The organism is Alteromonas sp. MmMcT2-2 (genome assembly GCF_022348305.1).
GTDB classification, from domain to species: Bacteria; Pseudomonadota; Gammaproteobacteria; order Enterobacterales; family Alteromonadaceae; genus Alteromonas; species Alteromonas macleodii.
In genome coordinates, this window is the sequence record NZ_JAKRFA010000010.1 from 21362 (window position 1) to 42436 (window position 21075).

Below are 21075 nucleotides of genomic sequence, written 5' to 3' on the forward strand. Positions count from 1 at the left end.
AGCGATAAGATGCAATAGTGTAAAGCAGGCTGGCAAGATGCTCAAAGCTTTTGGACAAAATAACGCAAGCATGAGATGACCATCTGGTCATCTCATTAAATTAGCAACTTTTAAGAAGGAAGCGACTACTTATTTTGTGATGAGAGGTATTCGCGCATGCGCTGTTGTGCCACGTCAACGAGCATGTCGGGCTGGAATTTGGAGATAAACCTGTTGCATCCAACTTTTTCTACCATGGCGTCGTTGAAGCTTCCGCTTAATGATGTGTTGAGTGCTATAAATAAATTGCTCATACGAGGATCGTTACGCACTTCAGAAGTAAGCCGATAGCCGTCCATTTCTGGCATTTCTGCGTCGGTAAACATTAGCAAAATTTCGTCGGTTGGGTCCTTCCCCTCATCGGCCCACTTCTTCAGCAGCGCTAACGCTTCAGCGCCGTTTTTACGTTCGATGATTGTTATACCTAGCTGCTCTAACGTATCTTTGATCTGTTTTCTTGCTGTGCTTGAGTCATCTACTATCAACACCTTCTTGCCTAAGAAGTGGTTAACAATGGCTTTATCTAGCACTTCTTCAGAGATAGATGTGTCGTAATCGATGATTTCCGCGAGTACTTTTTCAACATCGATGATTTCTACCAGCTCTTGTTTACCCTCAACATTCACCTGAGTTATGGCGGTTAAATAATTGGATTTTCCAATGCCGCTAGGGGGTGGCTGAATGGTTCCCCACGATGTATTCACTATGTTTTTCACTTCACCAATAATGAAGCCCTGCACGCTTCTGTTATATTCAGTGATAATGACATTCTTCGCTGTTGCTTGCGTAGCTGCACCGCGCATTTTGATTGCCTGACGCAAGTCTATAATTGGAATGGAGCTTCCTCGGTAGTTCATCACGCCTTTCAGGTTGTGATGTGAACCCGGCATTATATTTAGCTTGGGTACGTTTATAACTTCTTTAATTTTAAAGACGTTCATGGCAAAAATGTGTCGCGTTCCCAGTTGAAACATCAAAAGCTCAAGCCTGTTTTCGCCAACAAGCTTGGTTCTTTGGTCAACTGACGACAATACACTACTACTCATAACACCCACTTTTCATATTATATATCAACAAGCTAAAACAAAAGCGCCCTCGTATCGGACAAGACTATTTAGCGTGAAGCTTTACGCCTAAATTTACCTTGCTCACACCGGCAAAGCTATTACCCTTTTAGCTAATAGACAGACGAAATAGTCAACACCAGCAAGCATTTGCAACCTACGTAAGTTATTTATTACCGTCCACTACTTGCCCCACTGCCTTAAAACCATCAAACGTAGGTGTCAAAGATTTACAGTATCTAGACTTCTCTCGGTGCCAATCATTCACAAAATAAATGACCGCAATGCAAAATATATATTTCTATTATTCCAAATCCGGCACTAGGATGAAATGGAATCAACGGGAACGCCCTACAGCGTAAACATAAACAACGTTAAGTATTTTAATTATAGTCGGGAGAGACGCTCATGTCGCAATATCAACAAGACATTGATAACTTCGCCACATTAAAGGCAGCACAAAACGGAACTTGGGAAGGTATCAACCCAGAATTCGCTGCACGCATGAAGGTTCAAAACCGTTTTAAAACAGGTTTAGACATTGCTCGCTACACTGCAAGCATTATGCGCAAAGACATGGCTGAATACGACGCAGATTCGTCTCAGTACACACAGTCACTAGGCTGCTGGCATGGCTTCGTAGGCCAACAAAAAATGCTTTCAGTTAAAAAGCATCAAGGCACAACTAACAAAAGCTACCTTTACCTTTCAGGCTGGATGGTAGCAGCACTTCGCTCTGAATTTGGTCCTCTTCCTGACCAATCAATGCATGAAAAAACATCAGTGTCTGCGCTTATCGAAGAACTTTATACTTTCCTTCGCCAAGCAGATGCGCGTGAATTAGGCGACCTTTTCCACAAGCTAGACGACGCTAAGAAAAACGGTGGTGATGTAGCTGCGATTCAAGCTGAAATCGACAATTACGAAACTCACGTAGTTCCAATTATCGCAGATATCGATGCGGGCTTCGGTAACGAAGAAGCAACCTATCTACTTGCAAAGCAAATGATTGAAGCAGGTGCATGCTGTATCCAAATTGAGAACCAAGTATCGGACGCGAAGCAATGTGGTCACCAAGACGGTAAAGTAACCGTGCCACACGAAGACTTCCTAGCGAAAATCAATGCAGTACGCTATGCATTCCTTGAACTAGGTGTTGATGAAGGTGTAATTGTTGCACGTACTGACTCACTAGGTGCTGGTCTTACCCAGAAGATCCCAGTATCTACATCAGAAGGCGACCTAGCTGCTAAGTACAATGCGTTCCTTAAAACCACCGAAGTTGCGGGTGTTGAAGACCTAACTGAAGGTGATCTAGTGCTTAAACAAGGTGGCAAGCTGGTTAAACCTGAGCGCCTACCAAACGGCTTGTTCCGCTTTAAAGACAACACAGGTTTTGACCGTGTAGTACTTGACTGTGTAACGTCGCTTAAGCACGGTGCTGACTTGCTTTGGATTGAGACTGAAAAGCCTCACGTTGGCCAAATTGCTGAAATGGTTAACGCTATTCGCGAACAAGTACCAAATGCTAAGCTGGTTTATAACAATTCTCCATCGTTCAACTGGACGCTTAACTTCCGTCAGCAAGTATTTGATGCTTGGAGTGAAGAAGGTAAAGACGTTTCTGGCTACGACCGCGCGAAACTTATGTCTGCCGACTATGATGACAGCGAGCTAGCAGCTGCGGCCGACGAGAAGATTAAGAGCTTCCAGGCTGACGCAGCACGTGAAGCGGGTATCTTCCACCACCTTATCACGCTACCGACTTATCACACTGCAGCACTGTCTACTGACAACCTTGCAAAAGGTTACTTCGGTGAAGAAGGTATGCTTGCTTATGTACGCGGTGTTCAGCGTCAAGAAATTCGCCAAGGTCTAGCGTGCGTTAAGCACCAAGCGATGGCTGGTTCTGACCTAGGTGATACGCACAAAGAGTACTTCTCTGGTGAAGGTGCACTTAAAGCGTCTGGTGAAGATAACACCATGAACCAGTTTGACGTATAACGTGAACAGGCAATGAGTTAAACGGAAAGCATCCCAACCTTTCCTACAGGGCACCTTCGGGTGCCCTTTTTTGTGCGCGTCATTCACTTCACTTATGCTTTTTGCATAAAACAAAAAAAGCCATATTTTTCTAAATTTCATAAAAAAACAATATACCAACTATATTTCAATACCTTATAGGTATAACGGCGGCCAATTTAAGACTAAACGCTTATCTGACATTGAAATAAAAAAGCTTTATAATAGCTATGTTTAATTAGGTTTAAAAAGAGCATTAGAATAATGAATATAGCGAAGGTCGACCTGAATTTATTGGTTTATTTAGATGTGCTGTTGCGCGAAGGAAGTGTAACAAAAGCTGCAAACCAGCTAAGCATTACTCAGCCAGCAATGAGTAACGGCCTGAAGCGCCTTCGCGATCTATTTAAAGATCCGCTTTTAGTGCGTACCAGCGATGGGATGACCCCCACTAAGCGCGCGCTTGAATTACAACCCATTATTCGCGATGTGCTTAGTCGATTGGAGAGCTCTATTCAGCCCGAAACTGATTTCGATCCGTTAACCAGCGACAGAACCTTCCGCATTATGACCAGTGACTATGCAGAGAGTACCTTGTTACTTGAACTCGTTGGAAGACTGGCCGATTTAGCGCCCAATATTACGCTTGACCTTATTACGCCGAGTGACGTGACGTTTCACGATGTCGAGCAAGGTAAAGTGGATATGGCTATCAACCGCTTCGATGAACTACCTTTGTCGTTTCACCAAAAAGTTATCTGGTATGACACCTTTAGCTGCGTAATGAGTTCCGACCATCCGCTAGTAGAAAAATGCAACCTAGAAGGCTACTTGAGTGCCCAGCATATTTGGGTGAGTAAAACTGGGTTTGGCGTAGGTGTAGGTATTGATCCAAATGAAGTGCAAAAGTTGGGTTGGGTTGACGCTGAGCTAACCAAAATTGGAAAACAGCGTGCAATTCGCGTGTTTACTCGCCACTACCACGCAGCCCTTCAGATTGCGAAAAAGCAGAAGCTTATTGCTACCTTACCGAGTAAAGCTGCCCGTTTGTTTAAGCACGACCCTGATGTGGTGATTAAAGAGCCACCTTTCGACATTCCACCGATTGCGCTAAAAATGGCGTGGAGTGCTCTACTTCACCACGACGCAGGACATATTTGGTTGCGCCGCTTAATTAGCGATGTAGCTAGCGAAATGAACGCGGGCTAAACATTCACAAAAAATATGGCAAAAATACAAACCATAAATTAAAAAACTATCTCTATACACACTACACTGGGTTAACAGATAAATGTATAGAGGTAGTTATGCAAGGATATATTACTAGAGGCCGACTACAGGTTGCCGAACAGCTCGATAACTTTATTAATGAACAGGCACTTCCTGGTACAGGCGTAGATAAAGACACCTTTTGGCAAGGTGCAGAAACCCTCTTTGAAAAATTCATTCCTCAAAATCGCGCATTATTAGAAAAGCGGGAGCAGCTTCAGCGCGCTATCGACGATTATCACAAAGCCGGCAACCCGGTAAATGGAAACGAATATACCGACTTTCTTAGAAGCATTGGTTACCTTGTGGAGCAGCCATCACAAGTAAGCGCACAAACACAAAATGTAGACGCAGAGATTGCGACTATGGCAGGCCCTCAGTTAGTGGTGCCAATTAATAACGCTCGCTACGCGCTCAACGCTGTAAACGCACGATGGGGAAGCCTTTATGATGCACTATACGGCACTGACGTTATCAGTAATGAAGGTGGCGCAGAGGCAGGAAAAAGCTATAACCCTGTACGCGGCGCTAAAGTTGTAGCTAAAGCGAAAAGCTACTTAGATAGCATGATACCGCTAGCAAAAGGCAGCCACGCTGACGTTACTGAATATAAGATTGAATCTGGTAAATTGGCGATTACTCTTGCTGACGGCGATGAGACTACTTTAGCAAATACGGAGCAATGGCAAGGATATCAAGGCGATATTAGCGCCCCCTCTAGTCTGCTTTTCGCCCACAACGGTCTACACTTTGAAATTCAACTAGACCCGAACCACCCGATTGGCGAAAGCGATGCCGCAAACGTAAAAGACGTATTGGTTGAAGCAGCACTGACTACCATTATGGATTGCGAAGATTCCGTTGCCGCTGTTGACGCTGAAGACAAAACCTTGGTGTATAGCAATTGGCTTGGCTTGATGAAAGGCACGCTAAGCATTGAAATGACAAAAGGTGGTAAACAGTTAGTTCGTGCTATGCATGAAGATAGAAGCTATCAGCCGTCTAAACACGCTTCACAAGACGAACTAAAAGACGGCAAACTTGTACTTTCTGATCGCAGTCTTATGTTTGTTAGGAATGTGGGTCACCTTATGACTAATAATGCCATGCTCTTTGACGGCGAAGAAGTACCAGAGGGGATCATGGACGGTTTAGTCACTTCTCTTATTGCAAAGCATGATCTATTAGGAAACAGCAAATTTAAAAACAGCCGCGAAGGTAGTATTTATATTGTTAAACCTAAAATGCACGGGCCAGAAGAAGTTGCATTCTCTAACGCGTTGTTTGGTGCTATCGAAGCGATTATCGATGTTCCAGCCAACACCCTTAAAATGGGCATAATGGATGAAGAGCGCCGTACGAGTATCAATCTACAAGCTTGTATTGCCGAGGCTACTTCGCGCGTTGTGTTCATTAACACGGGTTTCTTAGACAGAACTGGTGACGAAATTCATACCTCAATGCTTGCAGGGCCTTTCGCAGAAAAAGCCGCGCTCAAGTCTATGGCGTGGATTAAGGCTTATGAAACTGCAAACGTCGCAGTAGGCCTTCGTTGTGGTCTTTCTGGCAAAGCGCAAATTGGTAAGGGCATGTGGCCAATACCTGACGAAATGCAAAATATGATGACCGCCAAAATAGGTCACCCTAAGGCTGGCGCTAATACTGCTTGGGTTCCCTCACCTACTGCAGCAACACTGCACGCGCTTCATTACCACGATGTAAATGTGTTTGACGTTCAAAAGTCGCTAGATGAAAACTTTAGTGGCCTTGCTGACATACTTACCATTCCATTGTTAGAAGATGCCTCTACTTTGACGCGTGAGAGTATTAAGCGTGAAATTGACAATAACGTTCAGGGCATTTTAGGCTACGTTGTACGCTGGGTTCACCAAGGCGTAGGCTGCTCGAAGGTTCCGGACATCAACAATGTAGGCTTGATGGAAGACCGCGCGACGTTGCGAATTTCATCGCAGCATATCGCTAACTGGCTAGAGCACGGCATTGTAAGTGTAGATCAGGTAAAAGAGTCTTTGGCCCGTATGGCTGTCTTGGTAGATGAGCAAAATGCGGGGGATCCTGAGTATATCCCTATGGCACCTGATTTAGACAGCTCAATTGGCTTCTTAGCCGCAAGCGATCTAATCTTCAAAGGTAAAGAGCAGCCTAGCGGTTACACAGAACCTTTACTGCACGCCCGTCGCCGCGAAATGAAGGCAAAACTTGCGGCGAGCTAGTACAAAATATGAGGGCTAAGAATTGGAATCAATAGCTATATTCCATACGGTAAAACACCAAAGAATTAGCTAGCTAGTTTCAAGCCTCATCAAACGCATTTGAATAAGGCTCACTCTGTTAGTAAACAGAAGTGAGCCTTTTTATTTATTGCTGGTGTATTACTAATGCGTTTGCATTTATTGTCGCGACGCGTGAAATCACTTCGCAAACTCACTCAAAAGCGAACTGTGTAGTGATATGGCAACACTTTAGACTAAAGATATCGCTTATCTCCCCCTTGATACTTTGCTGATAATGCATGAGTAAACTACGCTTTTATAGTGTGGGGCGCAGCGTTTGTTATTCCATTGGAACTAAACACTTAGCGCAAAGCCTCCTTAGTTTGGAGTATGCACATGCAGATAGCCTCGGCAGCAATACCGAATAATTTATTACAGGCGAACGTCACGCAAATTGTGCCCATCTTTTCAGGTGGAGGAACAAGGTTGAGCGCCCATATCGGCATCATTAAAGCGCTGCAGGACATGAACGTAGGCTTCGACACTTTAGTGGGTGTATCAGGTGGCTCGATTATCGCTTCGCTTTATGCCAAAGGTTACACAGTGGAGCAAATGCGAGAGCTCGCACTGGTTACTGATTTCAAGCAATTCACTGAATTTTCACTCGTAAGATTACTCCGGGAAGGCGGACTTTCTTCTGGCGACGTATTTCAACGATGGATTGACGAACAGTTGGAAGGCGCAGTGTTTGCCGACCTCCCACTCAATCTGCATATTCTCGCTACCGACGTAAACGGCGGCGGACCAGTTTTGTTCAACAAACAAACCTCCCCAGACATGAAGGTGTCAGAAGCAGTGCGATATTCCATGTCGATACCGCTAATCTTTTCATTTAAGCCTTTCAAAGAGCACTTGCTAGTAGACGGAGCTATATTGTCTGAAGATGCGTTGTTTGAAGATTGGCGAGGCGATGGCACGCCATCAGTATGCTTTAGGCTGCAAAGCACCGAACAAAAACGCAAGGCTATTAAAAAGAACTTACTTCAACTGCCGCAATACGTCAGCATGCTAATTCGCACGTTTATGACGGCAATTTCCAGGGAGTACGTCAATGCGAAGTATTGGCACAATACGGTGGTGGTAAATACCGGGGAGATTTCCGCGGTAGATTTTTCGCTTACACCTGAAATTAAGAACACACTTTTTGAGCTCGGTTATGCAACCACGAAAGAGTTCTTGCCCAAAAAGTGTGCGGGATTTATGAGAAGCAGTGCACTTTAACGGTTTCAGAAAGTAATTATAAGTCGCTAGCGCTTACACTTTATAAAAGTCGCGATACCAGTCGACAAACGCTTTTACGCCTGTTTCAACATCGGTAGATGGCTGGTACCCAGTATCTTCAACGAGCGACGACACATCAGCATAGGTGTCGGGCACATCGCCTGGCTGCAAAGGAAGAAGTTCTTTCTTCGCCTCAATACCCAATGCACTTTCGAGGGTTTCAATAAACTTCAAAAGGTGCACTGGTGTTTGCGCACCAATATTGTAAACCTTATAGGGCGCCTTACTCGTACTTGGATCTGGATTGCCGCCGTCCCAATTCTCGTTAGGTTTAGCCACATTATCCAATGAGCGAATTACGCCTTCAACGATATCATCGATATAAGTGAAGTCACGACGGTGGTTACCATAGTTGTAAACCTGTATTGTTTTACCTTCTAGAATTGCTTTTGTGAACTTGAACAGCGCCATGTCTGGACGGCCCCAAGGCCCGTAAACAGTGAAAAAGCGCAGCCCCGTTGTAGGCAAGTTATACAGGTGACTATAAGTATGAGCCATCAGCTCGTTAGCTTTTTTAGAAGCCGCATACAAGCTAACTTGATGATCTACGTTATGCTGTTCTGAAAACGGCATAGTCTCATTCGCACCGTAGACTGAGCTAGATGACGCGTACACCAAATGCTCGACGTTATTATGGCGACACCCTTCTAGAATATTCACAAAGCCAACAATATTTGAGTCGACGTAAGCGTTAGGATTTTCAAGAGAGTAACGCACACCAGCTTGGGCAGCCAAATGCACCACTCTATCAAATTTGTGCTCTTCAAAAAGCGCAGCCATTTTGTCGCGCTCCTCTACCCCCATCTCGATAAATGAAAATAAATCAGCAGCAGTAGATGATTTAATCTCGTCTAGACGAGCGTGCTTTAAATTCACATCGTAATAATCGTTAATGTTGTCAATCCCGACAACTTGGTCACCACGATTGATAAGGTATTGCGATACAGCTGCACCAATGAAACCAGCTGCTCCGGTGACTAAGATTTTCATATTTTCCCTATAACTTAATTTGACGATGAAGATTTAGTAAAGATATGCTCACCAAGCAATAACTTTGCCATGGTTCTGTAAAGTTTCATGCAACTATGAAAAATTAGTATATGAAAAGGCATCTTTAAAAATAAGCCCCTAAGTTCGGCGAGCGTTTTGTGTAATTCACATTCGCCTTGCTCTAAAAGTGAGTGCTTAGGACCAGCGGCGATTTTTAGCAACGCGAATTCCCGTTGACTGATGCGTACCGCAGAGTTTTCTATATGCTCTTCAACCCATATTGGTAACGTAACATCATATTCAATTTTGAGAAGCTTGAGTGCAATATAACTTTCTTTTCGAAAGCCTGCTACCTCATGTAATTCAAATAGCGATACAAAAAATGACTCTGGCTGATCTTTAACAAGTAGATACAGATCAGTCATGTCTCTGAATGCAGCGCTGTAATCGTCATTAAAGAACAAGTGTACCGCGCTATGGAAAAATAGCCCTGGCTCATTAAGTACATTTATACCGTCAATTTCTCGCCCTGCTATCGCTAAGAATTTACTCATATCTATAGCTTTACCCGAAACAGGTGGGACTAAATTGTGATGAAGATCAAGTACAGTCCCTCTAGTTCCATGCTGCATCGGTGGTATTTCATGTGACCATTGACGATAATATCTATCGTCGTAGTCATCAACCTCTTTACTTAGCCAACCGTGAATGGCTAACTTACGCTCAGCACCGCCGATCGTTTGCTTTGGAACTAGTATATCGATATCGCTGAATACCCGGCCTAACGACGCACTAGTATTACTCAACGTATATGCGGCTCCCTTTAAAAAGAGCAGTCTATAGTCCTCGCATTGAAAAGTTCTCTTAAGCTGTTTCGACTCGCTTAACACCACTGCTTTTTGCTTTGCCGCTAATGTTTTAGCATTTTCACAATGTCGCTTTACTTGAGGGGGCAGCCTTACCGTGGAACCACAGTATTCTAAAAGCAAATAAAATCGCGCAAGCAATTTTTCATGCCGTAGAATAATGACTAGATCGTTCCACTGTTTAAGATTGAACTGTAGAGCTGATTTAGGATCTACCAAAGCTTTAATAACATCCTGTCGACTTAACAACGCACTACTCCAAAATATCTTCACTCAGAAACTTGTCGAGTTCTTCAAGGTTATTGTAGTGCACTTCAAACGCTGGCGCCTGTTCCACAATTTTGATAATGGATTGAACCCCTCTACCTTGCAGCACACTAAAGTTGAATGCATTTTCGGTGAGCAAAGTATAGGCCGTCGCTTTATCCATTGAAAATATATCGCAGAATTTGTTCTTCGAGAATTTAGGAAAAACTATACCTGCAATTTGCGCAGTTTCATTTTGCAGCTTTACTGAATCTTCATCGGGAGCCATGTGAACGACATCCCCTTTATGCGTATCTTTTGCGATAGTCGAAAATGTAGCTTTAGGGTACCAAGACTTGACTAACTCAATTGAATCATTTTTCAGGCATATCGGTCTGACGAATGGTGTAACTTCCAGAGTCAATGGGGTAATAAGGGCCATTTCATCAGACAATAGTCGCCAACCATTTCTAGACAAGTAAGCTGTAAGAGTACTCTTGCCCGAACCAGGCGGTGCGGGAAACAAAATCGCTTTTCCGTTTTTAGCTAATACAGCCGAATGAACGACTAAATGAGAGACTTCATGTGCGGCAACAACCCAATTTAACCCCCACTCTAACATTGCGAATGCTTGCGAGCGGTTCAGAGGTTTAAAGGGCTCTAGTTTATCACATGTGAACCTTGCTTGGTCTTTCAAAAGCCTTCTTAATCCACCACTATGAGTTACGGAGACCTTGTAATCAATGAACCCCTCAAAATGGTTAATATCAATTACACGCTCACCGTATATGTTGTGCAAGTTTCTTATTACCGAAGGATGATGTGTAGTAATGTGAAAATTGAAAGGTGAGCAAGCAAGGATACAGCATTTAGTCAACGCACAACCCCTTCGCTACTAAATTCTCTCGTACTATTTTGTCGGCTATCTCTATCGTTCTATTTATAGGACAAAAATTAATATCTGCGATATCGCCATTCAAAAGTACAGATATATCGGTATTGACGTCATAGAGAAGAACCCCGCTGTTGTCAGTAAAACTATGACAAACAACGGACGGATTTAATTTCATAGCGATTGATAATTAGCTGGATTATCAATAATGCCTTTCAGAGTAGTAGCAGAGTCTACTGGTGAACTATATGTAAGTGCAACCAATTGCGTTGCATACGCTTCAGGTGTAGCGAAGGGACGACCATTAGCCACCGGATAATGTAGACTAGAGCCAGGGGCGGTATTACCATATTTAGCATTAAGAAACATAGCTACCAACAAACGATTATAATCGTTAGGACCTGCAAGCCATGTCGCATTTCCCGCAGTATGATTATTATTCCTCAACTGCAGTATTTCTGACAACGTTCTATCTCTGCCTATTTTCTTGATTGCGCCATTATTATGGTAACGAATGCCTTCGTGCGAGCTTGCCGAGTACCCATTTTCCCCAAAAATAGAAACAAAGGTCGTATTGGCATCGTTAGTACCAATTTGATTCGCCCAATCATCTGGAGTGAGCAGGCTTAAAGTACCACCATTAGCCCAATCTGAGCCATGACCGGAGGCAACTATTGAATTTGTTATTCCGTTAGCCCAAACAGAACGAACTGGAAGCGCTACTAGCGATGCTCCCACAGCAGCTTTTTTAACGAATCTTCTGCGGCTTTGGGTCTTTACGTTACTGCTTAACTTGTCCATTTAAATTCTCTAATCATTATTGGCTGACTTCAAAAGTCTTCAGGCTCTCATTATCTAGCAACAATAGAGCCAACTCTACATCACTGATATATTGGACTTTTTTACCGCCACCCAAAGAAACCGTAAAAAATACTGACAAAATTCACGCGAACTTCTGGTAAATATCAACATTTTTTAATTTCACATTATACCCTACACTATAGCAAAGTTTTGCTCGACAAAAAATCTCTTGGACTAGACTAATTATGCAACGATTAAGAACTGTTCTATCTAAAGAACTTAAGGGTAACGCCGAAGTAATATTTGAAGAAAATGATATTGCACGATCTGAAATCGGAACCGAAGCTTTTGAAGCAAATTACAATTGCGTTGTTATAGTTAAAAATATCGATGCAATCACGATTTTACTTCGCATAGCGAATTCACCGGACCAGTTTGGCGTTGCCCCGTTCGTAGTTAATCCCATCAGCACTGGTAAAAACTGGGGTTATGGTTCAAGTCTACACAATACTCAGAATTACCCTGTAGTATTACTGGACCTTCTTCAATTAAATGAGGTCACCTTTTTCGATGAAGAAAATGGTGTCATTTCTATTCAGCCTGGCGTTACCCAAAGCGCTCTATTTGAATATTTGTCCTCCAAACAAACTTCATACATGGTTCCGGTTACGGGCGCTGGTCCAACGACAAGTATTTTAAGTAACGCTCTCGAGCGTGGCTATGGTATTACGCCGATCGCTGACCACTTCACCTCAGTGATGTCGATAAAAGGATTTTTGGCAGATGGAAGCTTCTACCAGTCCTCTCTCCAATGTATGAGCGATATGGCCAATGGTGATAATAGTGAATGTTATGTAGATAAAACATTTAAATGGAAACACGGCCCTTATCTCGACGGAATTTTCACTCAATCTGGAAACATGATTGTAACCGAAATAACTCTATCATTAGCTCGTGTAAAGCCTGCATTTGACTCTTTTTATATGCGCTTTTTCGACAAAGAAAGTTTCGATAACGCTTATGCGGTTGTGAAAGAAATTTTCCACAATTTAGAAGGCGTTGTAGGGTCAATAAATTTGATGGATAAAAGGCGTGTCGCCGCAATGGTTGCAGACAACCCCCAAGGCTGTGGTAACCATAAAGTAATGACAGGTGAACAAGTAGACGTAATTTCTAAACATTACGATGTACCTGAATGGACATTAGTAGGAACGGTCTACGGCACACATTCGGTAGCAAAGGCTGCAAAAAGTGAGATCAAAAAAATTGCAAAAGGAAAAGCCGATCAAGTTCTGTTCTCTAGCGACCTATTGGTTAGATTAGGTCAAGTTGTCACTAGAAGGCTTAGCCTTCCGATATTAGATAGTGCAAGAGAGCAACTTGAAAAGCTATCTGCGGGTATGGAGGTAATGCAAGGCAAGCCCAGTCAGGTTGCTCTACCTCTGGCTTATTGGCGCAACCCTAGAGTTCGACCAGATAAGTCACGATTGATGAACCCCGCAAAAGACGGTTGTGGTCTGCTTTGGTACGCCCCTCTTGTACCAGCTAAAGTAAGCTCAATGAAAGCTTTTATTGAAATGGTTCGAAGTATTACCCCCAAATATAATATTGAACCCATGATAACCTTTACAAACCTTAGTGGGATTTCGACTGACAGCACTATCCCAATAGTGTTTGATTTAGAAAATCCGCAAGCAGTAGAAGATGCACACGCATGCTTACAGGCATTGTTTGATGAGGGCTTGAAACAGGGGTTCATCCCTTACCGATTAAACATTCAACAGCAATTAGAACTAAATGCTAACAGTACGTTTTGGAAAACGGCCGGGAAAATCGCACACGCATTAGATCCTTCTGGCATTATAAGTCCAGACAGATACAACCCTTATAAACCCTAATATTTTATGCCATTTTTATTAAGTATTGCCATAACGTGTTTTACTGGGATTGCGTAACTAATTCCGCTTGGAGATGAAAGAGCTGCTTCTTTGCCCTGGCTTACAAAAACTTTGTTAATCACACCCACCAAATGCCCTGTCTCTATACTATAAACAGGGCTACCTGAATTACCTGGAAATGCTGTGGCGTCGAGTTGATATACGAGTTCAGGCTTTTTTAGTCTCTTGAGCATTGAGACTGTCAACTGTTCTGCATTCCTCGCAGGTATCGCATCAGGCGTAATAGCTGATATTAGTCCCTTATGCGTAGCTGGATAAAGTCCAATTGCAGCACCTAAGGGAAACCCAGTAAAAGCAATTTCATTGCCTGGCTTCAATAAAGTTTCGCTTCCCATTTTTAATGGCTTTAGTTCATTACTGATTTTCAATAGCGCTAAATCATGAACAGGATCGATATCGATAATTTCTGCTTTCTGAGCGGTGACGTCTCGACCTTCACCGTGAATAGCAACATAGTGTTGCACAATTTGGGGATCTAGAATTTTTGAAACCACATGATAATTGGTTATGACCCATTTACCGTTGCCAACTACAAAGCCAGTACCAAGAACTTGATTGCCATCACTTTCCAGTGGTGTATACAAACCGATAGCGACGACAGAATCCGTTGTCTCAGACACTACATCAACAAATGAATAGCTTGCATTCGCACTTATAAAAGGTGAAAAAAATAGAGATGTAAAAACCAGTAATACGTTGGAATAGTGCGATAAATAGGACATGATTGACGAATCTCTTTTTTACAAGGTAGCAACATGGAATTGTTAAAGCATATAGTGCTTTTCTTTATATCTCCATTAAACTTAGCGACTTTACTGCACGTGCATCTCCGTTTTCTCGGTAGAAGTTACTCTGTAATAGTGCGGTAAACATTTAAGCTTTTTGAAATAATCTATACTGCTTATCACACTTATTTGTTTTTCGTTTGAATGAATTAGTTTTACGTACAAAGTCTATGTAAATTAATGGTAAAACTCTGCTAGACTGAATAAAAAGTATTGGATATCGCTTCATCTATGGTTAAAAGTAAAAAGCAAACCCTGCTCGAGAAGTTAGGGACTATAGTTGGTGAGAAAAGTAAAATAGGAAAGCTTATTTCAGGATATAGAAAGCTGGAAGAAGCAAACTATATTTCTAGTCATTTTTCGGCATATTTGGCGCCAGTTGTTGCGAGTTCTAAAGAGTTGAAAAATGATGTTTTTACTATAAGACATGAAGTGTATTGTGAAGAACTTGGATTTGAGCCAATAAAAGAGAGTGGTTTAGAGTTTGATGAATTCGACAGCTTTTCACTTCACTGCTTAATACAACACCATAAAAGTAAGCATTTTGCGGGCACAGTGAGAATGGTGAGGCCCACAAAGCCCGATGAACAGCTTCCAATAGAAAAATATTGCCTAAACTCCATCACGCGAAAAGACTTAGACCCCTCTCAGTTTGACCGCAAAGATATTTGTGAAATATCGCGATTAGCTGTTCCTAAAGAGTTTCGTCGACGTGTAATGGATAAATTCGCAGGGGCTGGAGTGGCAGTTATCAACGAGCACACTTACTCTGAAAAAGAAGTTCGCTGCTTTCCTTTTATTGCAGTTGGGCTTTACCTCTCTGCAGCAGCGTTAGCAATCGAAGAAGATATAAAACACGCATATGTAATGATGGAGCCGCGTTTAGCGCGTAGTATGAAATTCATCGGCATCAAGTTCGAACAGGTTGGCCCTGTGGTCGAATATCATGGTAAACGTGCGCCTTATTATATAAATAAGTCCCAACTACAGAAAAGCCTTCGCCCTGGCTTTGCGAAAATGCTTGCAGATATATTGGATTCAATAGAAAAGCAGGATTTTTAAGAAATAATTTTTCAGTGACACGTTAAATTTGGCAGCGGTTACTTAAACCCTGCCATTATGACGGTAGCATTCATAATGGGTCAATGTAGGGTAAAAACAAAGTTTCATTGTGTCTAAATCAAGTAAGCTGATATATCCCTCGTCATTTTAATCAACTAAAGACTGATAATCTTAGTTTGAAATATGGATTAGGTCCAGCCAAGTGTTACATTAAAGAATCTATGATCCGAGTAAGTCATCAGCTAGCATTTCTTTCAAACGAATATTCCTGTACATTGGTTTTGTACTTTTAGGTTACTCTTGGAGGCGAAGCCCTTTCTAGTGCTCACTATTCTTGGCTTTCATTTAGAATTTGAAACGAGTTCTGTTTGGCCGTTACGCTTGGATTCTCCCTCTCACTAATTAAGTGCTTTATTTACATTTTATATACAACGTCTAACGTTACCGAGCCAGCCCCACTTTTATTGAACAATCACGACGAACTTTTGGTTGCCTTCTAATAACTTCGCTGTAGGCCAATATTACTGTTTTTGTCAGAATTTGGTTTCTTCTAATACAGATCATCCGAACTTTTTCTAATCAGGCAAACTTATCGATATCACAGAAAAAACCCAGCGTAGGCTGGGCTTTTTATTTGTTAATCAGTCTTAAATATAACTAATTACGATTTACGACGACGAGTCATTGCACCTAGACCAACTAACGCTAAACCAAACATAGCTATAGTTGAAGGAGCAGAAACTGTTGCAGCCTCTACATTACCAGATCCTCGAACACTGTACTCAGAAACATTTAAACCGCCTGGAGTAGTAGGAGCACGACTGTTGTCATCAAATGTAGAAGCTAGACCAAATGCATCAGCTTCATACGCACCAGCAAAGAAGTCAGAAATGAAGTTAGACTCAGCTAAACCGCCAATCACTTCACCAAAGAACAATGTGGTACCAGAAACTAGTGGCTCACCAATGTTTACGTATGCTGGGTCTGCATAGTATTCAAAGTCACGTAGATTCAAGCTCAACCAAAGGTCACCATCAACTGCACGACCAGCATGATCTGTCGCACTAGTAAGGTTAGTAAACTGCGCCTCATCAAATGCACCACCTACTTGAGCGTAATCAACATAAATGTTTAGCCAACCTTCACTAGAGTCAATTGGCGCAGCGCTGTTCTGTGGATCAAAAAACAGACCACCGAAGCTGAACGTAAGTTCACAGCCATTACAGTTTGGCTCTCCAAGACCATTACCCAGATTAAACTTACCAGCACCAACTAGCTCTGGTGCATCGCCGTTTTGAAAAGCACTAGAGATGCTTGAAAACGTAGGAGAGATAGTTTGAGTTGAAACAGCAGTATTTACGTCGCCAACTTCTGTAGTGTTAGTAATCGTCCACCACTGAGTGAAATCAATAGTAGCGCTAAAGTTTGGAAGTCCACCATCTACTTCCCAAGACACACCACCAGCTGCACTCACTACACCTGCGTTCGCTGCAGAGCTTGCTGCTAACATTGCGGTTGCTAATAATAATTTTTTCATAACGTCCTCATTAAAAGAAAATGGTTTCATTCTGTCTCTTGTTTAAAAGCAACCCGCATGCCAAAAATTAAACCATTGATTTCATTCATTTTTTTTAAATGCTTCGTTGTCAATGTAAAAAAAACAGACAGTTTAGCCGCGCTTACTTTCTAAGATACGTTTGATCTCCTGATCTAATTCACTTGATCGCCCTGTAAATGAAGACAATAAATTTTCTGCACGTTTTACTTTACCTGATAGCACCAAAGCCTCAGCATAATGCAGTAATATAGTAAGGTTAGTTGAGGCCAAGCTATGTGCTTTATTTAGAATAGATTCGGCGTCTGCCACGCTACCCATCCTTAATTGGATCATGCCTAATGTATCGAGGTAATCAGGATTTTCACCTTCTATTTTTACTGCTCGCTCAGCGTACTCTAGTGCCCTGTCATTTCTTGAATTTACATGATGCAACCACGCTAGGTTGTTAAGCACCATTGCACTATCAGCGCCATTTCTCAACAGCCTTTCATAATGCATAATTGCTTTGTTATGGTCTGTTTTTATGTAAAGCTCCGCAGCATAAAGAGAAACTCTAGGGTCGACACCGTTTGCATTTATATAGTCCTCACAGGCTTCAGTAGCCTTAACTATCGCTTTTTGACCACGATACGCTTGTAGCAATAGCATCAACGAGTCATATGTTTTGTATTCGTTGAAATATAATTCTAGGTTTTTTTGTGCTTCGTCAAACTTCTCATCGGCGAGTGCGAGACGTCCGGCAAGGAGGTTATATGGCAAACCACTTTTGGATAGAGAAGGCGAACTGCTTATGATTTTTTTAGCGCCTCTAATATCATCGATGCTAAGTAAGTTTGATGCTATTAATAGCCTGATATCGCTATCGCTCGGAAATGCCAGCTGCGCTTTTCTCAAAACACGGATGGACTCAGAATAGTCGCCATCCGCCTCGAGCAAATTAGAAGCAAGTAACACTGCTGGTTTGTAGTCAGGAACAATTGAAACCCATTTTTTGGCAAGCTTCTTTGCAGCTTCATTATTACCTAAAACGGACTCGGCCTTTATCAAAGTTAACCAAAAAATAGGTATTGCCGCACTATCGACTGAGAAATTAGATAACACGCGTTTTGCTTCTGAGGCATATCCTTGGTTGAACAGTTCAGAAGCATATAAAGATGCAATGTTTACATTTCTCTCATCTTCCTGATAAGTACGCTTAAGAAATGCGATTAACTCTTCGTCTCTCTGCATAGATGATAACACTTTAATATGCGTAGTCACTGCAAGTACAGAGCCGGGAATTTGCTTTTGAAGACGCTCAGAAAAAGCAAGAGCTTGTTTATACTGTTTAGTTTTAATATTCTCATCAATAAAATAAAACAACGCTGGAAGTGAGTTTTCATCAAACTCAAATAACAAACTGAACTTCTCTGATACATCTGGCGCTCCTTGCTTTAAAGCAATTAATGCTTCAATAACTTTGGAAGTATAAAGGCCCCCCTCTGACTGTGCCAGATCATCTGCAACTTTAGCTGCCTTATTAAATTCATTACGCGAAAGGTAAAATGAAGCCAATGCAGTTTTAACTGAATCAGAAGATCGCACTTCATCAAGAGATTCTAAGTTAGCTAGCGCATTCAAATCATCTAGAGCAAGTTTATTAATGTTAAGCTCAACAAAAGTGTCAGTCTCACCGTCAACCAGATTGTCAAAGCGTTTTAGCACTGAAAGCGCCTCATCTGATTTATTAGTGCTAGATAGTGCCTTTGCAGCCGATGTGTAAAGCGGCAAGTCACTGAGAGAAACATTATTCATTTCTTCTAACACTGAGATCGCTTTTTCCTTATACCCTAGGGCAAGCAGCGTTGATGAATAAATTCGATATTCTGGAGAGTCTTTGCTTAACACACCAGCAATCGATTCGAAATGGTTATATGCCTGTTCAAACGCTTCAAGATTATAAGCGCTAATTGCAGCTATCAAACGTGCTCTAGCATTATCGACACCGTTTTGTATTGCTTTCTCGGCAAAAGATTTACTACTCTCAAAGTCTTGTTTTTCAAAGCTAACAACCGATCTGAGGTAGTTTAAAAAACCTTGATCTGGATATTTTTTTAATAATGGCGTGATTTTAGATTCAGCTTTTTCAAATTGCTTGTTTCTTACTAAAGCGTCCGCGTTTAATATTTGAAACATGGCAGACTGTGGAAACGCGCCCGCTAGCGTAGCAACTGCACTGAGAAATACCTCGTGTCTACCTTCATACATGGAGTATGTGGCTAGTTCATAGAAATATTCGTTGTCGTCACCGTCCTTTGCACTTTCTATACAATCAACAGTAGTTGTGGCACCGCGCTTTGCCGCAGATATACATTCAGCGACTTTGAAAAAACCTTTTGAATCGGGAGTGGAATCAGATATGCCCGCCTCGCGCCCAGCTTTGCCAGCGTAATAATACGCGAGGTCTTTAGGTAGCTTACTTTCATGCGATGAAAGTACATTATTTATCTGTTGAAGACTGTCAGTAAACAACAAAGACTGGAGCCAGTACCTAACTGTAGTACCGTCGATATCATCTGCATTTTTTAGCTTTTCAAACTCTTTGAGCGCACTTTCAAACTCGCCTTGAAAATAATAAGCAGTACCAAGTTGCAGACTTGCGGCACTGGATGTACCGCTATCCAACAGTACATTCTTGGCAATTAATTCTGCTTTTTTATATTCCCCTTGCTCTATAGCCTGTTGAGCTTGTTTTAATTGTTCTTCAGAAGTTTCACTTGAACACCCGCTGATGGTTAAAATGCCAGTAACAACAACTGAGAGAACGCTAAGTCTGAAAGGTGACATGCTTAAATTCCTAATTCTTATTGTAGTAAATTGATGTATAGCGAGCAGCCATGGCTTGTAACGAATAACTGCTCTTAACAAGTTCGAATGACTTTTTAATTTTTTCTTGTTGTCCGGGCAAATATTGTAAGGAACGTAACAAATGTTCTGCCAACTCCTCTGCCTTTCCAGGCGATGAATATGTAACATAAGTATCGTCAACAAAATGCCTTATTCCCCCGACGTCCGTTGTAACAACAGGGCAGCCTATTGCCATCGCTTCTAGAATAGTCATGGGCATGGCCTCATAATGAGAGGACAGCACAAAGACGTCGCTCGTTATAAGCTGCTCTCGCACATCCTCACGATAACCCATAAAATCTACAAATTGTGTAACTTTTAGCTGCGCAGCCTCGCGCTCAAGATTTTCACGTTCAGGCCCATCCCCTACTATTTTCAATCTTGCGTTGGCAGATTTATCATGCACAATTTTAAACGCATTAAGTAGCAGCGTTTGATTTTTGACAGGATCAAGCCTACCTACAGTGCAAATAACTGGTGATTTAGGGACTTTCGTTTTTATATTTGCAAGCGAGTCAGGTACATCAACGCCATTTTGAATTAAATGTAAACGTTGCGGCTTCACCTTCACTACTCTAGTTACCCATTCCATCAGGTCTTGAGAAACTACAACGTAGTCATTGATAAAGAATGATGACACTTTTCGAATAAAGTTATTCTTTTTATTCAATCCATCTTGGGCATCGCCGCCATGTCCGTGATCACTGTGAACGCGCGTTTTTACACCAGCCAAAAATGCAGTGAGATGATACTCAATGGTACCGAAGTTATAGGTATTTATTGCATCAGGGGAGAGCTTCTTTAACAATTTATATAGGCGATGGTGGCAGCCGATATCTTTGCCTGGTTTTTTATCCAAACAAAAAATTTTTATATCGGGAATGATTCCCGCGGTCATTTCAAACTCTGGGGTGAGCGATATGATAATGTGCTCAACTTCTTCGTAAGAGCCATTGATGAGATTTACAATTACTTTCTCTAATCCTCCGCACCCCATACTATAGACAAGATGCACAACCTTCTTTTTCATTGACTCACCGATTCTCATTTTCCATACTGAGG

General features: G+C 42.0%; 15 protein-coding genes. 6 read left to right on the forward strand and 9 right to left on the reverse strand.

The genetic code is table 11. From position 1 onward, the window contains the following. Positions 1 to 125 precede the first annotated feature (125 nt). On the reverse strand, positions 126 to 1085 hold the full coding sequence (locus MHM99_RS08210) for a chemotaxis protein CheV (RefSeq protein ID WP_239218870.1): 960 nt from the start codon (positions 1083 to 1085) through the stop codon (positions 126 to 128). 426 nt (positions 1086 to 1511) lie between these two features. Between MHM99_RS08210 and MHM99_RS08215 the strand changes: the two genes are divergently transcribed. From MHM99_RS08215 to MHM99_RS08230, 4 genes are all read left to right on the forward strand, one after another. Continuing rightward, a complete protein-coding gene (locus tag MHM99_RS08215; RefSeq protein ID WP_239218872.1) occupies positions 1512 to 3107 on the forward strand; it encodes an isocitrate lyase in 1596 nt (531 codons plus the stop codon). Positions 3108 to 3389: 282 nt separating this feature from the next. Continuing rightward, a complete protein-coding gene (locus MHM99_RS08220) occupies positions 3390 to 4334 on the forward strand; it encodes a LysR family transcriptional regulator (protein ID WP_014950208.1) in 945 nt (314 codons plus the stop codon). Between the two features lie 98 nt (positions 4335 to 4432). Further along, positions 4433 to 6628: a malate synthase G gene (locus tag MHM99_RS08225; protein ID WP_239218874.1), complete on the forward strand. Its 2196-nt coding sequence runs from the start codon at positions 4433 to 4435 to the stop codon at positions 6626 to 6628. Positions 6629 to 7024: 396 nt separating this feature from the next. Beyond that, entirely contained in the window at positions 7025 to 7909 is an 885-nt protein-coding gene (locus MHM99_RS08230) for a patatin-like phospholipase family protein (protein ID WP_014977059.1), read from the forward strand. A gap of 33 nt (positions 7910 to 7942) precedes the next feature. Here the strand turns inward: MHM99_RS08230 and MHM99_RS08235 are convergent, their stop codons facing one another. The 4 genes from MHM99_RS08235 to MHM99_RS08250 form a co-directional block, all read right to left on the reverse strand. Then, positions 7943 to 8959, reverse strand: a complete 1017-nt coding sequence (locus tag MHM99_RS08235) for an NAD-dependent epimerase (RefSeq protein ID WP_239218876.1) — start codon at positions 8957 to 8959, stop codon at positions 7943 to 7945. Between the two features lie 14 nt (positions 8960 to 8973). Continuing rightward, positions 8974 to 10098 (reverse strand): nucleotidyltransferase family protein, encoded by a 1125-nt coding sequence (locus MHM99_RS08240; protein WP_239218878.1) that lies wholly within the window; start codon positions 10096 to 10098, stop codon positions 8974 to 8976. Continuing rightward, positions 10079 to 10948, reverse strand: a complete 870-nt coding sequence (locus tag MHM99_RS08245) for an HprK-related kinase A (RefSeq protein ID WP_275445469.1) — start codon at positions 10946 to 10948, stop codon at positions 10079 to 10081. Before MHM99_RS08245 ends, MHM99_RS08240 begins: the two co-directional genes overlap by 20 nt. A gap of 189 nt (positions 10949 to 11137) precedes the next feature. Next, a complete protein-coding gene (locus MHM99_RS08250) occupies positions 11138 to 11764 on the reverse strand; it encodes a twin-arginine translocation signal domain-containing protein (RefSeq protein WP_239218882.1) in 627 nt (208 codons plus the stop codon). Between the two features lie 245 nt (positions 11765 to 12009). Here MHM99_RS08250 and MHM99_RS08255 point away from each other — a divergent pair, with 245 nt between their 5' ends. Next, positions 12010 to 13662, forward strand: coding sequence for an FAD-binding protein (locus MHM99_RS08255; protein ID WP_239218884.1), 1653 nt, complete (start codon positions 12010 to 12012; stop codon positions 13660 to 13662). Here the strand turns inward: MHM99_RS08255 and MHM99_RS08260 are convergent. Continuing rightward, on the reverse strand, positions 13659 to 14444 hold the full coding sequence (locus MHM99_RS08260) for a serine protease (protein ID WP_239218886.1): 786 nt from the start codon (positions 14442 to 14444) through the stop codon (positions 13659 to 13661). The two genes, MHM99_RS08255 and MHM99_RS08260, sit on opposite strands and share 4 nt — an antisense overlap. A gap of 294 nt (positions 14445 to 14738) precedes the next feature. On the opposite strand from MHM99_RS08260, the gene MHM99_RS08265 reads away from it, so the two are divergent. Beyond that, a complete protein-coding gene (locus tag MHM99_RS08265) occupies positions 14739 to 15569 on the forward strand; it encodes a PEP-CTERM/exosortase system-associated acyltransferase (RefSeq protein WP_239218888.1) in 831 nt (276 codons plus the stop codon). 661 nt (positions 15570 to 16230) lie between these two features. On the opposite strand, the gene MHM99_RS08270 is transcribed toward MHM99_RS08265, so the two are convergent. The 3 genes from MHM99_RS08270 to MHM99_RS08280 form a co-directional block, all read right to left on the reverse strand. Further along, a complete protein-coding gene (locus tag MHM99_RS08270; RefSeq protein ID WP_239218890.1) occupies positions 16231 to 17106 on the reverse strand; it encodes a PEP-CTERM sorting domain-containing protein in 876 nt (291 codons plus the stop codon). A 132-nt stretch (positions 17107 to 17238) separates the two neighbouring features. After that, complete coding sequence (locus tag MHM99_RS21360) at positions 17239 to 19953, reverse strand: tetratricopeptide repeat protein (RefSeq protein ID WP_343213275.1); 2715 nt, start codon at positions 19951 to 19953, stop codon at positions 17239 to 17241. Positions 19954 to 19963: 10 nt separating this feature from the next. Continuing rightward, a complete protein-coding gene (locus MHM99_RS08280) occupies positions 19964 to 21043 on the reverse strand; it encodes a glycosyltransferase (protein WP_239218892.1) in 1080 nt (359 codons plus the stop codon). Positions 21044 to 21075: the final 32 nt, after the last annotated feature.